The organism is Streptomyces sp. NPDC006393, assembly GCF_040628575.1.
Taxonomy (GTDB): domain Bacteria; phylum Actinomycetota; class Actinomycetes; order Streptomycetales; family Streptomycetaceae; genus Streptomyces.
The window spans coordinates 29,676-51,527 of the sequence record NZ_JBEXZD010000050.1; the positions used below are offsets into that span (position 1 = coordinate 29,676).

Sequence of the window (21,852 nt, forward strand, 5' to 3'; positions counted from 1 at the left end):
CGGCGCCCTATCCACGCTCTGCTCCCCGGTCTGCGGCCTCCGGCTCGTCCGCGGCTTCCAGTTGTGTGTCGATGCGGTAGCCGGTTCCTGGCACGGTGGCGATGATCCAGGGTTCGCCGAGACGCTTGCGCAGTGCCGACACGGTGATGCGCACGGCGTTGGTGAAGGGGTCGGCGTTCTCGTCCCACGCGCGTTCCAGGAGTTCCTCGGCGCTGACGACACCGCCTTCGGCGGCGACGAGGACGTCGAGCACGGCGAACTGCTTCCGGGTCAGTGCGACGTAGCGGCCGTCCCGGTAGACCTCGCGGCGGAACGGGTCCAGCCGCAGCCCCGCGATCTCCCGCACGGGCGGCCTGCTGTGGGCACGTCTGCGGTCGAGCGCTCTGAGCCTGAGTGCGAGCTCCTGGAGTTCGAAAGGCTTGGTGAGGTAGTCGTCGGCGCCGAGTCCGAAACCGGATGCCTTGTCGTCGAGACGGTCGGCCGCGGTGAGCATGAGGATCGGCATACCACTTCCGGAAGCGACGATGCGTTTGGCGATCTCATCACCGGAAGGCCCGGGAATGTCACGGTCGAGGACGGCGATGTCGTAGGTGTTGACGCTCAGCAGTTCCAGAGCGGTGTCACCGTCACCTGCGATGTCGGCCGCGATCGCTTCCAGGCGCAGGCCGTCGCGGATCGCTTCCGCCATATAGGGTTCGTCCTCGACAATCAACACACGCATGCGTTTGATGCTACAAGCCGACACATATCGTCGGCGTATCGGAAAATCCATACGCTCAGGCAACACGGCGCCGCCTTCACTGGCGGCATGCACCGGCCCGCACCATCAGCACGAACCACAGCCCACGGGATTCGCCCGCTCCGTCCCGTCGGCCCGACGGCGATCGTTCACGGCTGCCCGACCACGTATGCCGACCCCACCCAGGACCCGAGGACGCAGCAGTGACCGGCGGTGAGCGAGGAGTGACGACGGCGCGGGCCGACACGGCGGAGAGCGGGCAGGAGGGCGCCGGCCGCCGGGACGCCGACACCGGTGCCGGGCACGCGGGCATGCGGTGGGACGCTCGTGCCGGGAGGTGGTGCGCGGGCGTCCGCGGGGCGGTACGCGCCGTCTTGCGGCCGGGTCCCTGGAAGCGCGGCCGGCTGCTCGCGGCGCTGTCGCTGCTCCTGGGTCTGCTCATGCTGCTGCACGCGCGGATCACGGACCGCGGGGGTCTCGGCAGCCTGGTGGAGACCTTCCTGCCGTGGTTCGGCCTGTTCATCCCCGTACTGCTGGCCGGGGCGCTGTGGCGTCGCGCCGTCTCGGCGGTGGTCGCGCTGCTGCTGCCCGTCGTGGTGTGGCTGAACCTCTTCGGCGGGCTGCTCGGAGACAAGTCCCACCCGGGCGGCGATCTCACCGTGGCCGAGCACAACGTCGGCGACGCCAATGCCGATCCGGCCGGCACCGCCCGCGACCTGGCTGACTCCGGTGCGGACGTACTGGCCCTGGTGGAGCTGACCGAGCAGGCCCGGGGCACGTACGTCAAGGAACTGGCGAAGGCGTACCCGTACCACACGGTGCTGGGCACGGTCGGGCTGTGGAGCAAGCTGCCGCTGTCGGACACCCGGCCGATCGACATCACGGACTTCGGGCCGCTGGCGGCCACCAAGCCGGCCGACGTCAAGATGTCCTACAACCGGGCGCTGCGCACCACGGTGGCCACGGACCAAGGGCCGCTGGCGGTGTATGTGGCCCACCTGGGATCCGTACGGCTGATGCCCCGAGGGGGCTTCTGGACGGACAGCCGGGACCGCGGCGTGCAGGCGCTCGGCGAGGCCCTCGCCGCCGAGCGGAACGAGCGGGTGGTACTGCTGGGCGACCTGAACGGCACCACGGACGACCGCGCGCTCGAGGGCGTCACCTCGCAACTGCGCTCGGCCCAGAACGAGGCCGGGAAGGGCTTCGGCTTCACCTGGCCGGCGAAGTTCCCGGTGGCGCGGATCGACCAGATCCTGGTCCGCGGCGTGCAGCCGGAGAGCTCCTGGGTGCTGCCGGCCACCGGCAGCGACCACCTGCCGGTGGCGGCCACCATCAGCTGGTGAACGCCTGCCCGTCCCCGGGCGTGTCAGACCGGTGGGCATCCGAACCAGTTCACCGTGCCGTTTCCGGAGGTGTAGCCCAGGCATCGGATGGTCGTGTGGTGCAGGGTCTCGGTCCGGTCGATCCGACCGTCCAGCGTGTCCCCCTTGTAGTGCCTCTGGACGAGGGTGCCGATCTCGACGGTGTACCAGCGGTGCCCGTCGGACGGGATGCTGCAGTGGTGACCGGTCAGGCTGCGGCTCGGCCCGTCGCTCCACATGTCCTGTTCGGCGCGGTCGCAATACGCGCCGCCGGAGGCCCCGGCGGTGCCGGCGCCGGCGCCGAGCAGGGCCGCCGCGCCCGTGGTCACCGCCGCGGTGACGCCGAGCAGACGCTTCAGGGTGAGGCTCATCGCTTGGTCCTCCTGCCAGGTGTGGTGACGGCACTGAGTCGCCATGTCGTCCTGGGGCGATGTTCACACTGATCCGGTGTGTCCGGCCTGCCGGCCGGAGGCCCGGTCCCCCGACCCGGTGGCATCGGTGGTGCCGATGCAGCAGCAGCGGTCGCGCTCCGGGGCGGTTCCGGTGCGGTAGGTGGTGGCCGGGCGGCTCGCGGTGGAGTCGGTGCGAGCGCGGGGAGCACACCGTGCCGAGCAGTGGCCGGGGACCCCGGCGCTCCGTCTCGCGGGCATCGCCCATGCCTCAGGAGGAACCCCGGAGAGAGAGCAGGGGGATGGCCGAGGTGCTGTCTTCGTGAGGCGGCCCGTCGCTCACGGCCAGGAACCCCGGAACGAGGGCGGCAGCCGCCGCCCCAGCCGCTCCTCGGCCGCGGCGATCGCCGCCTCGTCCGCCCCCGGCCGGCCCAGGGAGACGACGGTCCGCCCGCCGTCGTCGTCCGCGCGCGGAACCCGCTTCTGTTGCCAACGTCCCGGGAAATCACGTCAGTTGAGGGACTCGTCCGTCATGGCCGGATGGTGCCACGCGGCACTGACAACGCCGCCCCGCCCCTCGCCTGCCTGCCCTGGTGCATCGACGCTCACTCGGTCATCTCGTCTTCGGGTCAGGCGGTGATGTCGGCGGGCAGGGCGGCGTCGCCGTCGCCGAGGCTTGACCCTGGGTCCCCCGGCCGCGCTCTCCGGTCAGCGCAACAGCGGGGGGTTGGCGTTGTGGACCAGTTCCAGGGCCTGCTGCGGGAACCACTGGCCGGCCGCCGGGTCCTGGTAGCCGCGCTCGGGGTCGTCGGGGCCCGCCGTGCCGCGGGTGCACTGCCCGTCCGACTCACCGGGGATCTTCACCCACAGCTTGGCGTCGGCCAGCGGGTCCCCCGTGTCGAGGGTGGGCCGGGCGCCGGTGCCGCGGCCGGGCGGGTTGCACCAGTCCTGCGGGTCGGAGTAGACGCCGGCCGGCGGGGTCCACGGGCCCTGGCCGTTGCGGCTGGTGTCGGTGACGAAGTGCTTCATGGCGGACGGCGCCGCGTGCACGTGCGCGTCGAGCCACGCCTGGGCGTCGTTCACCGGCCACCACTGGTTGGGGCAGTCGGCCGCCGGGCCGCCGGCCGACACGTAGCTCAGGCAGGACGAGATCAGCTTGCCGTACCAGGCCAGTTCGCTGTCGGAGCGGTAGTTGGAGATGTTCAGGAAGAAGCCGGTGGCGTCGTCGACGCCGCCGGCGACGAGGCGGGGCACGATGTCGTTGACGCTGTGCCAGCCGCTGTGCCCGGCGTCCAGGTAGACCTTGGTCCCGGCCAGCGGTTCCAGGGCGTCCACCGCGTAGTGGATCTCCGTGTAGCGCTCGGTGGTCCTGCTGCCCTGCGCGTCGTCCTGGCCGCAGTCCGAGGGCAGCAGCGCGAGCGAGTCCGGCTCCAGGACGACGGTGGCGGGCAGGCTGCCGATCCCCGCGCGCACGGCGTCGATCCACGCCTCGTACTGCGGGGTGTCGGCGGCGCCGCCGGCCGAGTACTGGGCGCAGTCGCGGCCCGGGATGTTGTAGAGCGCGAGGACCGGCAGCGCGTGGTGCCGGGCCGCGGCCACGACCGTCTTGTGCACCGACGCGCGCACCTCGTCGGGCGTGCCGTCGCCGTACCACACGGCCTGGGGGGTCAGCGTCATCGCCAGCACGCCGGCCGCGTCCTTGAACTGCCGGTGCCGCACCAGGTCCAGTATCTGCCGGTCGGCGTCCGGGTTCGCGGGCGGGGTGTACAGGGCGACGGGCGGCGCCGCGTGCGCCGGCGCGGCCTGCGCGGGAGTGGCCGCGAACGCGGTGGCGGCCAGCGCGGCGGCGGCTGCGGCGACAGTGAGCGGACGCGGGGCTCCGCCGGTTCGGCCTGTTCTGCCGGGTGTTCCGGTGCTTCCGGCACGGTCGCGTGCGGTCATGCGGATGGCTCCTCGGATGCGTGGGGTGGCCGTGCCCGTTCACGACAATTTTGGGAGCGCTCCCATGAACGGCAGCAAGAAATTAACCTCTCATGCGGGAGCGGCGTCAATCCCCCCGACGAGTTTCAAGAAGTGAAGGCGCGGGGCGTCCTCGTGGCAGCGACGCGTCCCGAAACCGCTGACGGAGACCGGCTTCGGCCTTCCCTCCGAACGTTCGTCAACTGCCGTGGAGCGGTGAGGTATTCACGCGGGGGGACGACGGGACGGCCGCGCTGCCCAGGGTTGCGCGACCGACAGGAGCCTCGTTGGGGGCACTCCGGGGTCACCCGAAAAGCCGTCTCCCCGCCGGAGGTCGGAACGGCGGGGAGACGGCCGGACGTGTCCGGCCGGGTGGAGTGCCCTGGCTCAGCCGAACATGCCGACCTTGTAGCCGCCGGCCGGCTGCTGGGTGACGATGTTGATGCGGTTGTAGGCGTTGATGATGGCGATGAGCGAGGTCAGGGCGGCGAGTTGGTCCTCGTCGAAGTGCTTCGCGGCGCTCTCCCAGGCCTCGTCGGTGACCCCGCCGGCCGCGTCCGCGACACGGGTGCCCTGCTCGGTCAACTCCAGTGCCGCACGCTCGGCCTCAGTGAAGACCGTCGCCTCCCGCCAGGCGGCGATCAGGTTGAGCCGCACCGGGGTCTCCCCGGCGTGGGTGGCCTCCTTGGTGTGCATGTCGGTGCAGAAGCCGCAGCCGTTGATCTGGCTGGCGCGGATCTCCACCAGGTGCTGAACGGTGGCCGGCAGCGTCGAGCCCGCCAGCACCTTGCTGGCCGAGACGAGGTGCTTCAGCACCTTGGCGCCGACGGAGTTGCCGTAGTAGTTGAGACGCGGATCCATGGGTCTGAGCCCTCCTAGCAGAGTTGCCGTTACGCACTACTGACCGGACAGCCCGGCCAGGTGTGACACCCGAAACCGTGTGATGCAGGTCTCCGGTCTTGATGCAGGTCTCCGGTCTTGATGCCGGTCTCCGGTCCTTACGAACCCGCCGGCTGCGAGTCGTGGAAGAGCGGGACCGTCACAGAAGGCGGGCAGGCGCATCCCTCGGGTGCCGGGTGCCGTCCGACGCGGTTGTGGGACCGCAGCACTTCAGACGCCCGTCCGCGAGGGCTTTCCGCGGTGGGCGACGTGGACGATGGCCGTCGACGCGGCGATCTGGTCGAGGCTGAAGATGGCCCCGATGCAGAACACCACCCAGACGGAGAGGATGGTCACCCCGTCCCCGACTCCGTCGTTGTGGAAGTAGGCGAGCCCGTTGATGGCTCGCACTCCGACACCGGCGGGCATCACCGAGGCCAGCGGTTGCAGCCAGCCGGGGAGGAAGGACGGGGGCAGGACCCCGCCGCTCGTGGCGTTGCCCATCACCAGCATGAAGATCGAGCCCAGTGGGACGCCGAGCGGCCCGAAGATGCGGATGAGCAGGACGGTTCCGGCCGCGACGGCTCCCGCCATGAGGGCGATGACGCCGGCGAGGGCGATGAAGGACCCCGGGATCGCGTCGAAGACGGTCCCCGCGATGAGCGCGGTGGCCAGTCCTCCCACGACCGCGAAGATCGTGAGACTGAGTACGCGTTGCGCGAAGGACAGCCGCGGCGCCAGTTGGTACGTCATCTGGCCGAAGAGGAATCCCGCCAGGACGAGCCCGAAGGAGGCGTAGAAGACGGACAGGCCGCGGCTGTCCCCCCTCGACAGCGGGAGGACGTCCTGCACCCGCATCCTGCTCCCCTCCGGCACGGCGGCATGGCCGAGCGGCGCGATCATCGCCTGGACGGCCAGGCCGTTGGCACCCGCGTACAGAAGCCGGGGCGGGCCGGAGGTGTCCAGGTAGGCCGCGTACGCCTTGCGGTGCTCGACCGCCGACCTGGCGGCGTTCTCGTCCTGGTAGCGCTCGACCTGGAACGCGTCGGGCGCCACCCGTTGCAGCCTCACGTCGAAGAGTGCCGCCGCGCGGTCCGGAGCGGCCACGGCGACCGGCAGTCGGTGGGCCTTGGGCGTGTGGAAGGCGGCGAGAAAGACAGCGACGAACACCAGTCCGATGGTGAGCACGGTGACGACCGGGGCCAGCACCGCCTTGGAGCCGGTCAGGCCTCGTCGCACCGGCGCCGCGTCGGTGCGCGTACCCGCCCGGTGCCGACCTTTGTCCTGACCCGCGTCGGGCATGTCGGGCATGTCGGGCATGTCGGGTGTGAAGGCGTCTTGCTGCACGAGCACATCTCCTGGTGAGACTCCCGAAAAGAAGTGGCGGGCCCCCCTCCGGCCCGCCAAGTCAGCAATCGCTGACATAGGAGACTGTAGGTGAATCCCACGGCCTGCGGGTGAGCGCTTGCCACGAAGCTGCTTAGTACTGACCGCGTCGAAGGACCGGCGATCGCGGCCCGGACACCAGACAGCGGCATCAGCCGGCGCGGCTCGCCCGCTACTAGGCCGGGACGTAGGTACTGCCATCCACGTGATGCGGCTCACGTCCATGCGGCCTGTCACCTGGGCGCCTGGTGAGCGACGGCATCCGATGGGCGTGGCGTCTGCGCGCCGGAGGCGACCGAGCCGTGGCAGAGTCGGCTGCGCAGGGTCGGGCAGACGACAGAAGGAGGGACGTCACGTCGATGAGCGCCGAGAAGCCCCCGCGCCGAAGGGACGCGGCGCGCAGCAGAGAGCTGTTGATCAAGGCCGCGGGCGAGTTGCTCGCCGAGCGCGGGTTCGAACGCACCACTGTGCGGGACATCGGCGAACGCGCGGGGCTCGACCAGGCTCTGATCGCCCGTTACTTCGGGGGCAAGTCTCAGCTCTTCATCGCCGTGCTGCGGGCCGAGGCGGGCGACGACGTGCCGTTGGACCTGCTCCATACCGAGCGGGTGCGGGAGGTGCTCGAACGCGTCGGGCAGCGCGGTCCGGGCCCCATTTTCCAGGCCGCGGTCCAGCGTCCTCACGACACGGCGGTCGAGCGCGCGACACGCGAGGAACTCCAGCTCCGGATGGTCGCTCCCTTGAAGGAGGCCTTCGCGGAGCAGGGACTGGACCGGCCACAGCTGCGGGCCGAGGTGGCGACGGCCGCGTTCATCGGGGTGCTGCTGGGACGCGGTGCCGGTGCGTTCGAGGAGTTGGCGGCGGCGGACCCGCAGGACCTGCTGCCCTTGGTGCGGCGCCTGCTGAGCCACTGAGCAGCCCGCATGGTGCGCCTGGGTCAGGGGAGTTCCTGCTCGGCCCAGACGACCTTGCCCGGTTCGGTGTGCCGAACGCCCCACCGCTTGCTGAGCCGGGCGACGAGGAACAGACCCCGGCCGCCCTCGTCCAGTGTCCGCGCGTTCTGGAGCCGAGGTGACGTGTTGCTCCTGTCGAAGACTTCGCAGGTGAGGACGTCGTGGTGGATCAAGCGCAGGGTGAGCGGACCCTTGCCGTAGCGAACCGCGTTGGTGACCATCTCACTGACGATCAGTTCGGTCGTGAACGCCAGCTCCTCCAGTCCCCACTCGGCCAGCTGACGCATGGCCAGTTCCCGGCTCAACGTCACGACGGCCGGGTCGGTGGGGAGATCCCAGCGGGCCACGCGGTCGGCGGACAGGGCGTGGGTGCGCGCCATGAGCAGGGCCGCGTCGTCCCAGAGCGGTTGGTCGAGCACGTCGGCGGCCACTCTGCCGCACAGCTCGTCCGACGAGGACCCGGGGTGGCGCCCGGTGTGCGAGAGTGCCTCGGACAGCCGCGTCATCCCCGTGCCGAGATCCCGGCCGCCGCACGTGATCAGCCCGTCGGTGAAGAGAACCAGCAGGCTCTCCTCGCGCAGCTTCCACCGCACCGGCTCGATCGGGAGCGTCGCCACACCGAGTGGCGGCGCCGGCGGCAGATCCAGGAAGGTGACCGTGCCGTCCGGGGCCAGCAGGGCCGGCGGCGGGTGGCCCGCGCCGGCCGCCGTGCACTCCCCGAGAACCGGGTCGTACACGAGGTACAGGCACGTCGTGCCCACCGGTCCGAAGCGAAGCCGCTCCCCGTCCACCGTCTCGTCCTCGGCGAGCCGGACCACCAGGTCGTCCAGGTTCGCCAGCAGCTCCTCCGGCGCCAGGTCCATGGCGGCCAGGGTCTGCACGGCGGTCCTCAGCCGGCCCATGGTGGCGGCCGCATGCACTCCGTGTCCGACCACGTCGCCGACCACCAGCGCGGTACGGGCACCGGAGAGCGGGATGACGTCGAACCAGTCGCCGCCGACTCCTCCGTGCGTGTCGGCGGGCAGGTAGCGCCAGGCCACGTCGAGCAGAGACCCTCGTGCGGGGCCGCGCGGCGGCAGGCGGTGCGGCAGCAGGCTCTGCTGGAGGGCCAGCGCCGTGGCGTGCTCTCTGCTGTATCGATGCGCACGCGCGAGGGCGGTCGCGGCCCGAGCGGTGAACTGCTGGACGAACAGGAGTTCGTCCTCCGTGAAGGGTCCGGACCGCGACGCCCGTGCCACGGACATGACTCCGAGCACGCCGTCCGGAGAGGTGATGGGGACGGCGAGGAGCGAGTGCGGTCCGAAGTCCCGGACCAGTGCGGCGAGGTGTGCGTCCGTGTCCTGCTCGGCCGAGGCGGCCCCACTCGCCGGCTCTTCGATCCGATCGAGCAGTTCCCGGCCCTCGGAAAGGGCACGCGCCGCCACGGACGACGGCCCCGTCCGCACCTCGTCGCCGACCGCCGGTCCCGACGCCGAGAAGGGCCGCAGGGACTCCTGCCCGGCCCGGCGCAGCGGGACCCGCGGACGGGCGCGTCCGTCCGGAAGCGCGCCGCCGGGAACGGTCGTGTCCAGCAGGTCGACGGCGGCGTAGTCGCCGAGCAGCGGCACCGCGGCGTGCGCGATGCTCTGCGCCGTCCGTGCGATGTCGAGGCTGTCCTCGATGCGGTCGCCGAGATCACTCATGAGCTGCCTGCGCTGCCGGGAACGCCAGCGCTCGGTCACGTCCAGAACAAGGCACGCCACACCGAGAACGCCGTTCCGCGGCCCTTGGAGCCGGGCGAAGGAAGCCGAGTAGGCGCGGCCGGCGGGATCGGCCACCGTGCCGCTCTGGAACTCGTGGTCGATCAGTGGCACACCGGTTTCCAGCACCCGCCGTATCCGCGCCCCCAGCTCGGCGGCCTGGGCGGGTGGGAACACAGCGTCCAGGCCCTGACCCAGGCGCTGCTCCCGGGACACTCCGCCGACGCGGGTCTGCGCGTCGTTGAGCCAGACACAGCGCAGGTTTGGATCCAGCACGGCCACGCCGACCGGTGCGTCCTCGAGCAGCCGTCTGACGGCCGACGGGTCCACGCCGTACCAGGGCACCTGCTCGGCCGGAAGGGCCTGAAGCAGTCGCGCCTCGGCTCCGTCGTCGTCGAACAGGACGGACACCCGCACGATCAGCCCCAGACGCCGTCCGTCGCGGTGCCTGGCCACGACGTACTGATCGCGGGCCGCACCCCGACCGGGAAGCCCGCCCTCGCCGAGCGCGTCGACGAGGTCACCGGAGACCAGGAACGAATCGACCGGCCTCCTCAGCATCTCCGGGCCCGCATAGCCCAGGAGCTCCTCGGCGCGGTCCGACCAAGCGGTGATCAGACCCCGCGCGTTCAGCATCACCAGAGCGGCCTCGAACGACGGGGCTGCGCCCCCGGTCTCAGGACGGGAAGCCATCGTCGTCCGCCCTCGAGAACTGGCCCACATCGGCTGGTTCCGACCGGGCCACGGGAGCCCTCGCGCCGCACGAGCGTGATCCCAGGAAGGCCGCGATCTTGCTCGGGTTCCATACCCACATGACCGTGTGGATGCCTTTCCGCGACGCGGCCGTCGTCAGGAACGTGGTGGGCTCGCCGTCCCGGTGGATCATGACTCCTGAACGGCCGTTGGCGTCGACGGGCCTGAGGTCCGCGCCGCTCCAGAACCGCCGCGTGGCGGTCGCCAGGTTCGCCACGCGGGCGCGGCCCAGCACGGGTACACGAGCGGCCCCGCGGATGCCGTTGCCGTCGGACAGGCTGACGGCATCGGGGGTGAGAAGGGCTTCCAGTGCGTCCATGTCCCCCGTTCGGGCCGCTGAGACGAAGGCGTCCAGGAGGCGTCGGTGTTCCACCGTGTCCACGCTCTCCCGCTGCTCGGCCGACAGACGCCTGCGAGCGCGGCTCACGATCTTCCGCACGTTGACGACACTGAGCCGCAGGATCTCGGCGATCTCGGGATAGCCGTAGTCGAAAGCCTCGCGCAGTACGTACGCGGCGCGCTCGGTCGGGCTCAGTTTCTCCAGCACCAGCAGCAGGGCCAGTTCCACGGCCTCCGCGCGCTCCGCGCCCACCGCCGGATCCGCGCTCGTGTCGACGGGCTCGGGCAGCCACGGACCGACATAGGTCTCGCGGCGCACGCGCGCCGATTGCGCGACGTTGATGGCCAGGCGGGTCGTGGCGCTCGACAGGAAGGCCGCCGGGCTGACCACCGCGCGGCGGTCGGTCTTCTGCCAGCGCAGCCACACCTCCTGGACCACGTCCTCGGCCTCGACGACGCTGCCCAGCACGCGATAGGCGATGCCGAACAGACGCGCCCGGTGCTGCACGAAGACGGGGACAGCCGCTTCCAGGTCGTTCGGCCCGGGGGACTTGCGGTACATCGTTTCGGCCACCTGACCAGGGTGGCTCGGGGCGCCACCGAGGCGCATCGCATGAACGCGTGATTCGCCGCGACCGGCCGCCCTGACGGAGGGTGTCACAGATTCCGGGACGCACCGGTCGTAGTGACTGACATCCCCGACAATCGGAGTGGACCGTGGCTCTCGTCGAACAACGTCTTTCCACCATGGTGCTGGTGATCGGCACCGGAGGTGCCGGGCTGCGAGCAGCGATCGAACTGGCCGAGGCCGGAGTCGACGTCCTCGCGGTCGGCAAGCGCCCCAAGGACGACGCCCACACGGCACTCGCGGCCGGGGGGATCAATGCGGCGCTGGCCACCATGGATCCCGAGGACACCTGGCAGCAGCACGCGGCGGACACGCTCAAGGAGAGCTATCTGCTGGCCGACCCCCGGACCGTCCAGATCGTCACCCAGGGCGCCGCCCGGGGCATCGACGACCTGGAACGCTACGGTATGGCCTTCGCCCGGGAGGACGACGGCCGGATATCCCAGCGCTTCTTCGGCGCGCACACGTTCCGGCGGACCGCCTTCGCCGGCGACTACACCGGCCTGGAGATCCAGCGCACGCTCGTCCGTCGCACGGAACAGCTCGGCGTCCCCGTGCTCGACGGCGTCTACATCACCCGCCTTCTGGTGCACGACGGCGCCGTCTTCGGTGCCTACGGCTTCGATCTCACGCACGGAACGCGGTACCTGATCCACGCCGACGCCGTCATTCTCGCCGCGGGCGGGCACACCCGGATCTGGCGGCGCACGTCCTCGCGGCGCGACGAGAACACGGGCGATTCCTTCCGCCTCGCGGTGGAGGCCGGAGCCCGACTGCGCGACCCGGAGCTGGTCCAGTTCCACCCGTCGGGGATCCTGGAGCCGGAGAGCGCGGCCGGCACCCTGGTCAGCGAGGCCGCCCGCGGCGAAGGCGGGATCCTGCGCAATGCGCTCGGGGAGCGGTTCATGACCCGCTACGACCCCGACCGTATGGAGCTGTCCACCCGCGACCGCGTGGCACTGGCGTCCTACACGGAGATCAAGGAGGGGCGGGGGACCCCCAAGGGAGGCGTCTGGCTCGACGTCTCCCACCTGCCACGGCAGACGATCATGACCCGGCTTCCCCGCGTCTATCAGACGCTTCTCGACCTCCAGATGCTGGACATCACCCGGGAACCGGTCGAGATCGCTCCCACCGCGCACTATTCGATGGGCGGGGTGTGGGTGCGCCCCGAGGACCACAGCACCGACGTGCGCGGCCTGTACGCCATCGGTGAGGCCTCCAGCGGACTGCACGGCGCCAATCGCCTCGGCGGGAACAGCCTCATCGAGTTGCTGGTCTTCGGCCGCATCACCGGGCAGGCGGCCGCCGCCTATTCGCAGTCCCTGACCGCGCAGCCGCGGTCGGCGTCGGCCGTGGCACAGGCCCGCGCGGAGATCGACGAGCTGCTCGCGGCCGACGGACGGGAGAACGTCCGCGCCCTGCAACGCGCCATCCGCAACACCATGACCGAGCACGCGGGCGTCGTACGCGACGAGGCGGGCCTGCGCACCGGGCTGGCGGAACTCACGGAGATCGAGAAGAGGATGGAGGATGTCGGCGTCCATCCGGACATCGCCGGCTACCAGGACCTCGCACACGCCTTCGATCTCAAGTCCTCCGCCCTGGCGGCCCGGGCCACCCTCGAAGCGGCGCTCGAGCGCCGCGAGACCCGCGGCTGCCACAACCGGAGCGACTTTCCGGACCTGGATCCCACGCTGCGGGTCAACCTCGTGTGGTCCCCGGCGACGGGCGTCACCCGTGAGAGCATCCCCGCGATCCCGGAAGCGATCTCCTCTTTGATGCGAGAGGTCTCGACCGAGGGAAAACTCGCCGAATAGGCCACTGAGGGCGGCGGCGGAATCCTTTCCCGCCGTCGCGAACGGTGTGTCACAGGCGGCACCGCCGTGCTGTCTCTCCTTAGTACAGACATCGGGAAACTCCGGGAGGAATTCCGTCATGAAGGTTGTAGTGATCGGTGGCACCGGGCTCATCGGTTCCAAGGTGGTCGCCGGGCTCGGCGAGCACGGACACGAGGCGGTCGCGGCCGCACCCAGCACCGGCGTGAACACGCTGACGGGCGAGGGCCTGGCCGACGTCCTTCGGGGCGCGTCGGTCGTGGTCGACGTGTCCAACTCGCCCTCGTTCGAGGACGAGGCGGTCATGGCGTTCTTCCGCGCGTCCACGGCCAACGTCCTGAAGGCGGAGGCGGACGCCGCCGTGACACACCACGTGGCGCTGTCCGTGGTCGGCACCGAGCGCCTCCAGGAGAGTGGGTACTTCCGCGCCAAGCAGGTCCAGGAAGACCTGATCAAGGCGTCGGGGATCCCCTGCTCCATCGTCCACGCCACCCAGTTCTTCGAGTTCGTGACGGGACTCGCCGACGGGATGACCGAGGGCGGCACCGTGCGCGTACCCGCCGCCCGGATCCAGCCCATCGCCTCCGGCGACGTGGCCGCGGCCGTCGCCCGCGCCTCGGTCGGCGCCCCGGTCAACGGCGTCGTGGAGGTCGCGGGCCCCGAGGCGTTCCAGCTCGACGACTTCATCCGCACGGGACTCGCCGCCGGGAACGACCCCCGCGAGGTCGTCACGGACGCGCAGGCGCGCTACTGGGGTGCCGAGTTGCGGGAGGCCACGCTCCTGCCGGGGCCGGACGCCCGCATCGCCGAGACCACGTTCGCCGACTGGCTCGCACAGCAGAAGTGAGCAAACCCTGGGGTGGCCTCCGCCGGCAGGTGGGGGCCACCCGGCCATGATCGTGTCGCCGGCGGCGGAACCCGGCGATCCCCGGAAACACGTGGGCGGCGTGGACGGTCTCCGCCGTCAACTCGCGGGCCCGCGACGAGGGGATGAGAGCCGTCCCCACTGCTCCGGACCGGCCTCCCTCCGATCGAGCGGCCCCCGCGGCGCAGGCCCGCCGGTCGCGCTCCTCGCACGCCGTCGCACATCCCTCACCGCGGACGCATCGCCGCGGGCATACCCGCGTGCGCCGGAGCCACGAGGCTGAACGCAACGCCCGGTACACGGCGCCAATCACCAGATCATGCGATGCGCGCCCCTCGCCGTCACACCGAGACTGACGTTGTCGGCAGACGGCCGGCGCATGGACGAAGTCCCGGACGTCACGGACGGCGGGGATCGCGGCACGCACACCGCCGCGGCGGCGCCGACCGTGCTCGGAGCGCGGGCGGCGACGCCCGTCGCCCGCGGGTGACGGGGCCGCGTCCACAACACCGTCGTGGGTGCCGCGGCGTTCGCGTCCTTCGGCCGGCACCGGGAAAACCCGGCACACCTCCCGGCCGGCCCATCGGCGGGCCCGCCCAAGGCGCGCCGGTCGGCTGAAAGGTGCCCACGCGGTGCATCGGCGGCTGCGTCCGTCACTGCCGCGGCCTGTGCGGGAGGTGACGGGCGGAATGTGGCGGAGCGAGCTGAGGAGCAGCGCAATGGACGGGTTCGTGCACCAGGGGCAGATCACCAGGGTGGTCTTCGGCAGCGGCACACGGCTCCGCATCGGGCAGGAGGTCGCCGCCCTCGGACGCAGGCGGGCGGTGGTGCTCTCCACACCGGGTCAGGCCGCCCAGGCCGCCGCGGTGGAGGAGACACTCGGTGACATGGCAGCCGGCGTCTTCGCCGAAGCGGCCATGCACACGCCGTCGCACGTCACCCGAGGAGCCGTCCGCTTCGTGGCGGCGCAGCGGGCCGACTGCCTGGTCAGCGTGGGCGGCGGGTCGGCGATCGGGCTGGGCAAGGCGGTGTCGCTGCGCACCGGACTCCCGCACATCGCGCTGCCGACCACGTATGCGGGCTCGGAGATGTCGCCGATCCTGGGCGAGACCGAGGGCGAACGGAAGACGACACGTCGCCTGCCCGAGGTGCGGCTGAGGACCGTGGTCTACGACGTGGACCTCACCCTCACGCTTCCGCCGCGCATGGCGGCGGCCAGTGGGCTCAACGCGCTCGCCCATGCCGTGGAGGCGCTCTACTCCGAGGACCGTGATCCGCTCGCGTTCCTGATGGCCGGTGAGGCGCTGACCGCGCTGACGACGCACCTCCCCGACGTCGCGGAGCGACCGGACGACGTCGAGGCCCGCTCCGGGGCCCTGTACGGAGCCTGGCTGGCCGGCGCCTGTCTGGGCACGGTCGGCATGGCTCTGCACCACAAGATCTGTCACGTCCTCGGGGGCACGTTCGCACTGCCGCACGCCGAGACCCACGCGGTCGTGCTCCCGCATGTCGTGGCGTTCAACGCGCCGTCCGCGCCGCGGGCGATGGCACGGATCGGCACCGCTGTGTCCGCCGCCGACCCGGCGACCGGTCTGTACGAGTTCGCCGGGCGGCTCGGGGTCCCCCGGTCGCTGCGCGAACTCGGCATGCCCGAGTCGGGCATCGAGGCGGCGGCCGGCCTCGTGCTGGAGAACGGCTACTGGAACCCCCGCCCGGTGGACCGGCGCACCGCCACCGGGATCCTCACCCGCGCCTGGCGCGGGGCCGCACCGACTGCATGACCTCGAAGAACCCGCGTCCGCCGTGGCCCGTGGTCCGCGGTGGCGACCAAGTGCAAGGGAGACATACATGCGAGATCTGGACAGCACGGACATCACCGGGGAAGTGATCGCCGCCATGGCCGGAACCGCGGATCCGCGGGTGGCGCGGATTCTCGGCTCACTCGTCCGTCACGCGCATGACTTCGTCCGCGAGGTCGGTCTGACCGAGGAGGAATGGGCGCAGGGCGTGGACTTCCTGACCCGTACGGGCCAGCTGTGCTCGCCGCAACGCCAGGAGTTCATCCTCCTGTCCGACGTTCTCGGCATCACCATGCTCGTCGACGCGATCAACCACCGACGGGACGGCAAGGCCACGGAGAACAGCGTCCAGGGTCCCTTCTTCCGGGAGGACCGGCCGGCGCGGGACGCGGGGGACGACATCTCCGGTGGACTGGCCGGTACCCCCCTCTTCTTCGACGGCCAGGTGCTGGACGAGCGGGGCGAACCGGTGGCCGGAGCGGCCGTGGACATCTGGCACAGCGACGGATCGGGCCACTACGACGTGGACGTTCCCGGGCTCACCCAGCCCGCCATGCGCGGCCTGTTCCGGACGGACGCGGAGGGCCGCTTCGCCTTCCGCTCCGTCAGGCCCGCCAGCTATCCGATTCCCGGAGACGGCACCGTGGGCGAACTGATGAAGGCGACAGGACGCCCGCTGATGCGCCCCGCCCACATCCACCTGGTCGTCGAGGCGGCCGGATACCAGCGGTTGACGACCATGCTGTTCCCCTCGGACGACGATTACCTGGACCAGGATCCCGTCTTCGGCGTCAAGCAGTCGCTCATCGCCGAATTCACCACCTTCGCGGCGGGGACCGGCCCGCACCGGCAGTCGACCGACGAGGCCTACACCGCCATGCGGCACACCTTCGTCCTGGATCCGCTCTCCGGTCGTTGACCGCCGTGGCGCCCGGGGCGGGACACCGCGTCCGCGTCCCCGGGCCACCCGTCCCAGCACGCTCCAGGAACACACGGCCACGTGCTCGCAGAGGCGCACCGGACCTGCCCGGACACCGGGCCGCCCGGTCCCGGACCCGAACAGCTCGCGGCCGACGCCCCGTCAGCCGACGGACATCCCCGTGCACTTCCCCGTCCCTCGGCAGCCAGCCGAGCGCCCTTCCCCGGAGGCAACCATGCCTGCACCCCTTGACCTGACCGCCGCCTTCCGAGCCACCATGGGCCGGCTCGCCACCGGCGTGAGCGTGATCACGACGCACACCGAGAGCGACCCGATCGGCATGACGGCGAGTGCTGTCGCGTCGCTGTCGATGGATCCGCTCCAGCTCATCGTCTGCATCGGCAATCACCTGTACACATGTGAGGCCATCACCAACGCCGGACGGTTCGCGGTGAACGTCCTCGGCGAGGGCAGCGAGGACCTGGCCATGAACTTCGCCGTCTCCAAACCCGACAAGTTCGCCGGAGTGGACTTCCACACCGAACACGGCGTACCGGTCCTCCGGGACGCCATCGCCCACGTCGTGTGCGACGTCGCGGCGGCGCTCCCCGGTGGCGACCACACCATCTTCGTCGGCAACGCACGGCACTTCGAGCACCGGGAACAGGCGCGTCCGCTCCTGTACTTCGCGGGCGGGTTCCGCAGCATGCGACGTGCACCCCGGCGCGCCGCGCCCGTGGGCACGCGCTGACCGGTGGGGCGCAAGCCGCACATCACCGTGGGCTTCGCGGCGGGTGGACGGACGGCAGCGTCCGGCCACCCGCCGGCGAGGCGCTTTCCCAGCGCTCCGCGTCCGGGGCGGTGACAGAGAGGTGGGTCGACATGCCGGTACCCGGGTACCGACGGCAGCTTCGGGCGGTCGTCTCCGGCAGCGCGACTCCCTACGGCTACACGCTGACCCTGTGGACCGCCACCACGGTGACATCGGCGACCCGCGGTGAGCCGCGGGCCGTGGACGCGGCGGCGCTCCTGGTCGGGGCGGCGCTGTCCTTCGTGGCCGTGGGCGCGATCGCCGCCGGCGGCCCGCGCCGGCCGATCGGCCCGCGTGCCGCCGGCCCGACCCCGGTCTGGGCGGCCTTGCACCTGCCGTCGGCGGGCGCCGGGATGCTGCTGTGCCGGCTGCTCGCCTCCTTCCTCTCCCGATGCGTCCTGTGGGCGGCGGTCGGTGCGGTGAGCACGGCCGCGTACCTGGTGGGCGCCGCCGCACAGTTCTGGTACGCCGAACGTCACGGCGCCGAGGCCCCCTTACGGCCCGAGGACGCGCGGCACGCGTCCTGACACGACGATGCGGCCGCCGCCTCCTGGGAGGCGGCGGCCGCATCGTCGTGTCCTGGGCCCGGCCCGGTGCGTGCGCGCACCGGATCCGGATCAGACGGTGGTGAAGACGTCGTCGTACGCGAGCCGGGGCAGGCGCGGCTGCCACGCGTTCTCGCCGGGCTTGCCGATGTTCACCACGGCGAGGACCCCGTGTTCACCGTCGGGGAAGAACTCCTTGTTGATCCCCTCGGCGTCGAAGCCCGTCATGGGTCCGGCGGCGAGTCCGGCGGCGCGGACCCCCACGATGAAGTACCCCACCTGGAGCGCGGCGTTGAGTCGCGCGGACTCCTCCCGCACCGACCGCTCGGCGAAGAAGACGTCCTTGGCCTGCGGGAAGTGCGGGAACTGGCTCGGCAGTTCCCGGTGGAACTCGTAGTCCGCCGCGAGGACGGCCACGAGCGGGGCCGAAGCGGTCTTGGCCCGGTTGCCCTCGGCCATGTGCCCGAGCAGGCGTTCACGGGCCTCGTCCGACCGGACGAGGACGACACGCAGCGGCTGCTGGTTCATGGAGGTCGGGCCGTACTTCACCAGGTCGTGGATGGCGCGCACCTGTTCGTCCGTCACCGGCTCGTCCGTGAACGCGTTCGCCGTGCGTGCGTCGCGGAACAGAAGACGTTGGGCCGCTGAGTCGAGTACGAGAGACATGGACACCTCTGAGGGAAGTCGGAAACGGGACAGGGCGGGCTCGATGGCGTACGGGACCGACGCACATCGCCCGACGTCGCCAGTGTCGGAGAGGCGACTCCCGGCCACATCGCATGAACTGGTGATTCGCGGGAGATCGCGCTCCGCTCGCCGCATGCCTCCGGGCCGGCGGGCATCGCCGCTCGGGCAGGCCCTGGCGAGGAGTTGTCACCCGGGTGAAGCCGGGACGGTGAGCAGCGCTCCGGCAGGGTGGATCCGGCATGCTGGACCCATGCGGAACGACAGGATCACCGACTGGTCCCCCGACGGCACGGACCAACGGTGATGACGACCTTCCCCCTCCGCGGCCGGGACAGCGAGCTCGCGGTCCTGCGCCGGGCCCACACCGCCGTGCGCGGTGGCGGCGGAATGTGCCTGCTCGTCGAAGGCGCCCCGGGCGTGGGCAAGACGAGGCTCCTTCAGGAAGCGGTGCGCGTCGGTCGCGCGGAGGGCTTCGAGGTCGTCCGTGTCCAGGCCGACGAGCTCGACCAGTACGCCGCGCAGTCCTCGCTGCTGGCCGCGCTGCGGGAGACCGGCGAAGCCGACCGCGACGGGCCTGAACAGGCCGTCGCCGAGGAGCCGTTCTGGGTCCTCGACCGCATCGCCGAGATCCTCGAGCGCCGGGTCCGGCGGGCACCGGTGTCGGTCGTGGTCGACGACGTGCAGTGGGCGGACCCCACCACACTGGCCGCGCTGCGCGCGCTGCCGAAGCGGCTGGCCGGCTCACGGATCCTGTGGCTGTTCGGCATGCAGTCCGCGAGCGGGCGGTCCCTGGCCCGCCGTGCGCGCGACCACTGGGAGGAGAACGGGGCCACACGGCTCGTCCTGCGCCCCCTCGGCACCGAGGCGATCACGCAGATCGCCGCGGACCTGCTCGGCCGCACCCCGGAGTCCGGCCTCGCGCCGCTCCTGCGGGACGTGCACGGCAACCCCTTCCTCGTCGTCGAGCTCCTGGGAGCCCTGGAGCGGAGCGGAGGCCAGGCTCCGCTCGCCGGCGGTCCACCCGTCCCCGCCGATTTCCGGCGCACCGTCCACCGGCTCCTCGGGGAACTGCCCGAGGACGCCATGCGGCTGCTCCAGGTCGGTTCGGTGCTCGGCAGGAGGTTCGACCTCACGACCGCCGCCCGGATGCTCGACCGCCGGGTCGGAACGCTCCTGCCCGCGGTCGGCGCCGTGCTGAGCGCCGAGCTGCTGGCGGAGGACGGCGACCGCCTGGCCTTCCGGCACGAGCTGGTGCGCCGCGCCGTGTACGAGGAACTCCCCCGGCCCATGAGATCGGCCCTGCACCGGGAGGCCGGAGAGCTCCTGGGCACCGCGGGCGCACCGTCGGCGGAGGTGATCCGGCACGTCGTGCTGGGCGGGGGGCCACTGGACCAGGAGGCGATGCGGACGCTGCTGCGGGCGGTGGGCGACATCGCCGAGACGGTGCCCGAAGCCGCCGCCGACCTCGCGCTCGAAGCCGCGGAACGGCTGCCGCCGAGCGACCCGCGCCGGATCGAGCTGCTGACCGAGGCCTCGTACCAGCTCACCGGGACCCGCCGGATCCACGAGGCACTCCACCTGGTGAACACCACGCTCTCCGACGACCTGGCCGCCGCTCAACAGGCAGCCCTGCACCTGGTCGCGGCCGAGATCCACCAGGCGACGGGGGACGACACGACGGCCATGGCGCACACACGCCTCGCGCTCGCGCTGCCCGACCTGCGCGAGGACCTGCGCACCCAACTGCTCAAGACGCAGGGCACCGGACTGGTGTCGATGGGCGAGCTCGTGTCGGCCGAGGCGATCGGCGGCATGCTGATCGAGGGCGCCCGCAGGAGCCGGGACACCGCGGTGGTCGTGAGCGCGATGGTCTTCCAGTCCCAGATCGCCTTCTACCGCGGCCGGTTGTCCGACGCCGTCGAACTCGCCGAGCAGGCCAGGCAGCGGTCGGACGCCGAGCCGCACACCATACGGCTGCGCCCGCCGCGGGTGCCCGCCCTGTGGCTGGCCACGGTCCTGACCGCTACGGACCGCCTGGACGAGGCCGAACGGACCCTGCGGGAAGGCCGGCGCCAGGCCGAGGCGGTGGGGCTCGGCTGGTCCCTTCCGCACTGGTACGTCCACCGCGCCTTCGTGCTGCTCGAACGCGGCGCCCTGGACGACGCGGCCGTCGAGGCGGAGGCGTGCCTGGCGGTCGCCGACGAACTGGAGATCACCCGCGCGGTCCCGCTGGCGCGGGCGGTGCTCGCCGATGTCGCCGTGCGCCGCGGAGACCTGTCCCAGGCGCGGACGCACCTGCGGACCGCCGAGGCGACGGCCGGCATCGCGAACCCGCCGCACGGTCCCTGGCTGGCATTGGCCAAGGCCGCTCTGCTCGACGCGGAGAACCACTCGCGGGAGGCGGCCGACCTCACCCGCGGATTCGGCACAGGACCGGCCTGGCTGCCGTCGGTACCGCCCGGCCACTGGCCGCGGCTGGTGCGGATCGCGCTGCGGGGCGGCGGGCGGGAGGCGGCGGAGGCGATCCTCGCGGTGCTGCGGCGCATCGCCGCCGAGTCAGGCGGCCACGTCGTCACCCGGGCCGTCCACGCCCATGTCCAGGGCCTGGTCGAGGGCAGCTCCCGGCTGCTCCGGGCCGCCGTCCGGGACTACCGGCTGGGACCCCGGGTCCTGGCCCTCGCTGCCGCCCACGAGGATCTGGGCCATGCGCTGATCGGCGAGGGCGCCGTCGACGAGGCCGTCCAGGAGCTTCGGGAGGCGCAGGGCCTGCTGCGGCGATGCGGCGCCACCCGCGACCACGACCGGGTACGGCGGCGTCTGGCCGACCTCGGTGTGCGTGCCGCCCCCGGACCGCACCGCCCGGCGGCCACGTCCGGATGGGACAGCTTGTCCGAGTCGGAACTGAGGGTCGCACCGCTGGTCGCGGAGGGGCTCACCAACCGTGCCATCGCCGAACGCCTGTATCTGTCCGTCCACACCGTGAACACCCATCTGCGTCACATCTTCACCAAGCTGGGCATCAACACCAGAGTCGAACTGACCCGGCTGCTCGTGGAGCGCGAGGCCGCGGGCCCGCCGGAGGCCTGACGCGCCGATCACCCGGGTGATTCGGTCCGTCCGCTCGGGTGCTCACCCCGGCACGATGCAGCATCCGCCCGTTCCGCGCGTCGACACGGAGGAGCCGGCCCAGGCGGCGGCCAGACGGGTGGTCAGCAGCAGGAGTTGCAGCCGCACCGGGACGCCCCGGTCCACGCCGCGGGCAC

The 21,852-nt window shown here is 71.8% G+C and carries 17 protein-coding genes; 9 read left to right on the forward strand and 8 right to left on the reverse strand.

From position 1 onward, the window contains the following. Positions 1–7 precede the first annotated feature (7 nt). A complete protein-coding gene (vanR-Sc, locus tag ABZ484_RS21375; RefSeq protein WP_358867472.1) occupies positions 8–721 on the reverse strand; it encodes a VanSc-type vancomycin resistance response regulator transcription factor VanR in 714 nt (237 codons plus the stop codon). A 329-nt stretch (positions 722–1,050) separates the two neighbouring features. On the opposite strand from vanR-Sc, the gene ABZ484_RS21380 reads away from it, so the two are divergent. Further along, positions 1,051–2,082 (forward strand): endonuclease/exonuclease/phosphatase family protein, encoded by a 1,032-nt coding sequence (locus tag ABZ484_RS21380; RefSeq protein WP_358867491.1) that lies wholly within the window; start codon positions 1,051–1,053, stop codon positions 2,080–2,082. Between the two features lie 23 nt (positions 2,083–2,105). Here ABZ484_RS21380 and ABZ484_RS21385 read toward each other — a convergent pair whose 3' ends face one another. The 4 genes from ABZ484_RS21385 to ABZ484_RS21400 all read right to left on the reverse strand — a co-directional run bounded on the left by ABZ484_RS21385 (position 2,106) and on the right by ABZ484_RS21400 (position 6,674). Further along, entirely contained in the window at positions 2,106–2,471 is a 366-nt protein-coding gene (locus ABZ484_RS21385; RefSeq protein ID WP_358867473.1) for a hypothetical protein, read from the reverse strand. 726 nt (positions 2,472–3,197) lie between these two features. Further along, positions 3,198–4,430, reverse strand: a complete 1,233-nt coding sequence (locus ABZ484_RS21390; protein WP_358867474.1) for a glycoside hydrolase family 6 protein — start codon at positions 4,428–4,430, stop codon at positions 3,198–3,200. A 405-nt stretch (positions 4,431–4,835) separates the two neighbouring features. After that, on the reverse strand, positions 4,836–5,309 hold the full coding sequence (locus tag ABZ484_RS21395) for a carboxymuconolactone decarboxylase family protein (protein WP_358867475.1): 474 nt from the start codon (positions 5,307–5,309) through the stop codon (positions 4,836–4,838). Positions 5,310–5,558: 249 nt separating this feature from the next. Further along, a complete protein-coding gene (locus ABZ484_RS21400; protein ID WP_358867476.1) occupies positions 5,559–6,674 on the reverse strand; it encodes an ABC transporter permease in 1,116 nt (371 codons plus the stop codon). Positions 6,675–7,072: 398 nt separating this feature from the next. On the opposite strand from ABZ484_RS21400, the gene ABZ484_RS21405 reads away from it, so the two are divergent. After that, positions 7,073–7,627: a TetR family transcriptional regulator gene (locus ABZ484_RS21405; protein WP_358867477.1), complete on the forward strand. Its 555-nt coding sequence runs from the start codon at positions 7,073–7,075 to the stop codon at positions 7,625–7,627. Positions 7,628–7,650: 23 nt separating this feature from the next. Here the strand turns inward: ABZ484_RS21405 and ABZ484_RS21410 are convergent, their stop codons facing one another. Next, on the reverse strand, positions 7,651–10,098 hold the full coding sequence (locus tag ABZ484_RS21410) for a SpoIIE family protein phosphatase (RefSeq protein ID WP_358867478.1): 2,448 nt from the start codon (positions 10,096–10,098) through the stop codon (positions 7,651–7,653). Continuing rightward, the gene (locus tag ABZ484_RS21415; RefSeq protein WP_358867492.1) at positions 10,082–11,059 is read right to left on the reverse strand and encodes an RNA polymerase sigma-70 factor; all 978 of its coding nucleotides are present in this window, start codon (positions 11,057–11,059) and stop codon (positions 10,082–10,084) included. The genes ABZ484_RS21410 and ABZ484_RS21415 overlap by 17 nt, the downstream gene beginning before the upstream one ends. 185 nt (positions 11,060–11,244) lie before the next feature. Here ABZ484_RS21415 and ABZ484_RS21420 point away from each other — a divergent pair, with 185 nt between their 5' ends. The 6 genes from ABZ484_RS21420 (at position 11,245) to ABZ484_RS21445 (ending at position 17,884) form a co-directional block, all read left to right on the forward strand. Continuing rightward, entirely contained in the window at positions 11,245–12,945 is a 1,701-nt protein-coding gene (locus ABZ484_RS21420) for an FAD-dependent oxidoreductase (RefSeq protein WP_358867493.1), read from the forward strand. A 118-nt stretch (positions 12,946–13,063) separates the two neighbouring features. Continuing rightward, complete coding sequence (locus tag ABZ484_RS21425) at positions 13,064–13,810, forward strand: SDR family oxidoreductase (protein WP_358867479.1); 747 nt, start codon at positions 13,064–13,066, stop codon at positions 13,808–13,810. Positions 13,811–14,547: 737 nt separating this feature from the next. Further along, a complete protein-coding gene (locus ABZ484_RS21430) occupies positions 14,548–15,609 on the forward strand; it encodes a maleylacetate reductase (RefSeq protein ID WP_358867480.1) in 1,062 nt (353 codons plus the stop codon). A gap of 67 nt (positions 15,610–15,676) precedes the next feature. Further along, positions 15,677–16,546, forward strand: coding sequence for a dioxygenase (locus ABZ484_RS21435; RefSeq protein ID WP_358867481.1), 870 nt, complete (start codon positions 15,677–15,679; stop codon positions 16,544–16,546). Positions 16,547–16,781: 235 nt separating this feature from the next. After that, positions 16,782–17,297, forward strand: a complete 516-nt coding sequence (locus ABZ484_RS21440; protein WP_358867482.1) for a flavin reductase family protein — start codon at positions 16,782–16,784, stop codon at positions 17,295–17,297. 131 nt (positions 17,298–17,428) lie between these two features. Beyond that, positions 17,429–17,884, forward strand: coding sequence for a hypothetical protein (locus tag ABZ484_RS21445; protein WP_358867483.1), 456 nt, complete (start codon positions 17,429–17,431; stop codon positions 17,882–17,884). Between the two features lie 90 nt (positions 17,885–17,974). On the opposite strand, the gene ABZ484_RS21450 is transcribed toward ABZ484_RS21445, so the two are convergent. Then, positions 17,975–18,568, reverse strand: coding sequence for a malonic semialdehyde reductase (locus ABZ484_RS21450; RefSeq protein ID WP_358867484.1), 594 nt, complete (start codon positions 18,566–18,568; stop codon positions 17,975–17,977). A gap of 324 nt (positions 18,569–18,892) precedes the next feature. Here ABZ484_RS21450 and ABZ484_RS21455 point away from each other — a divergent pair, with 324 nt between their 5' ends. Next, on the forward strand, positions 18,893–21,676 hold the full coding sequence (locus tag ABZ484_RS21455; RefSeq protein ID WP_358867485.1) for an AAA family ATPase: 2,784 nt from the start codon (positions 18,893–18,895) through the stop codon (positions 21,674–21,676). Positions 21,677–21,852: the final 176 nt, after the last annotated feature.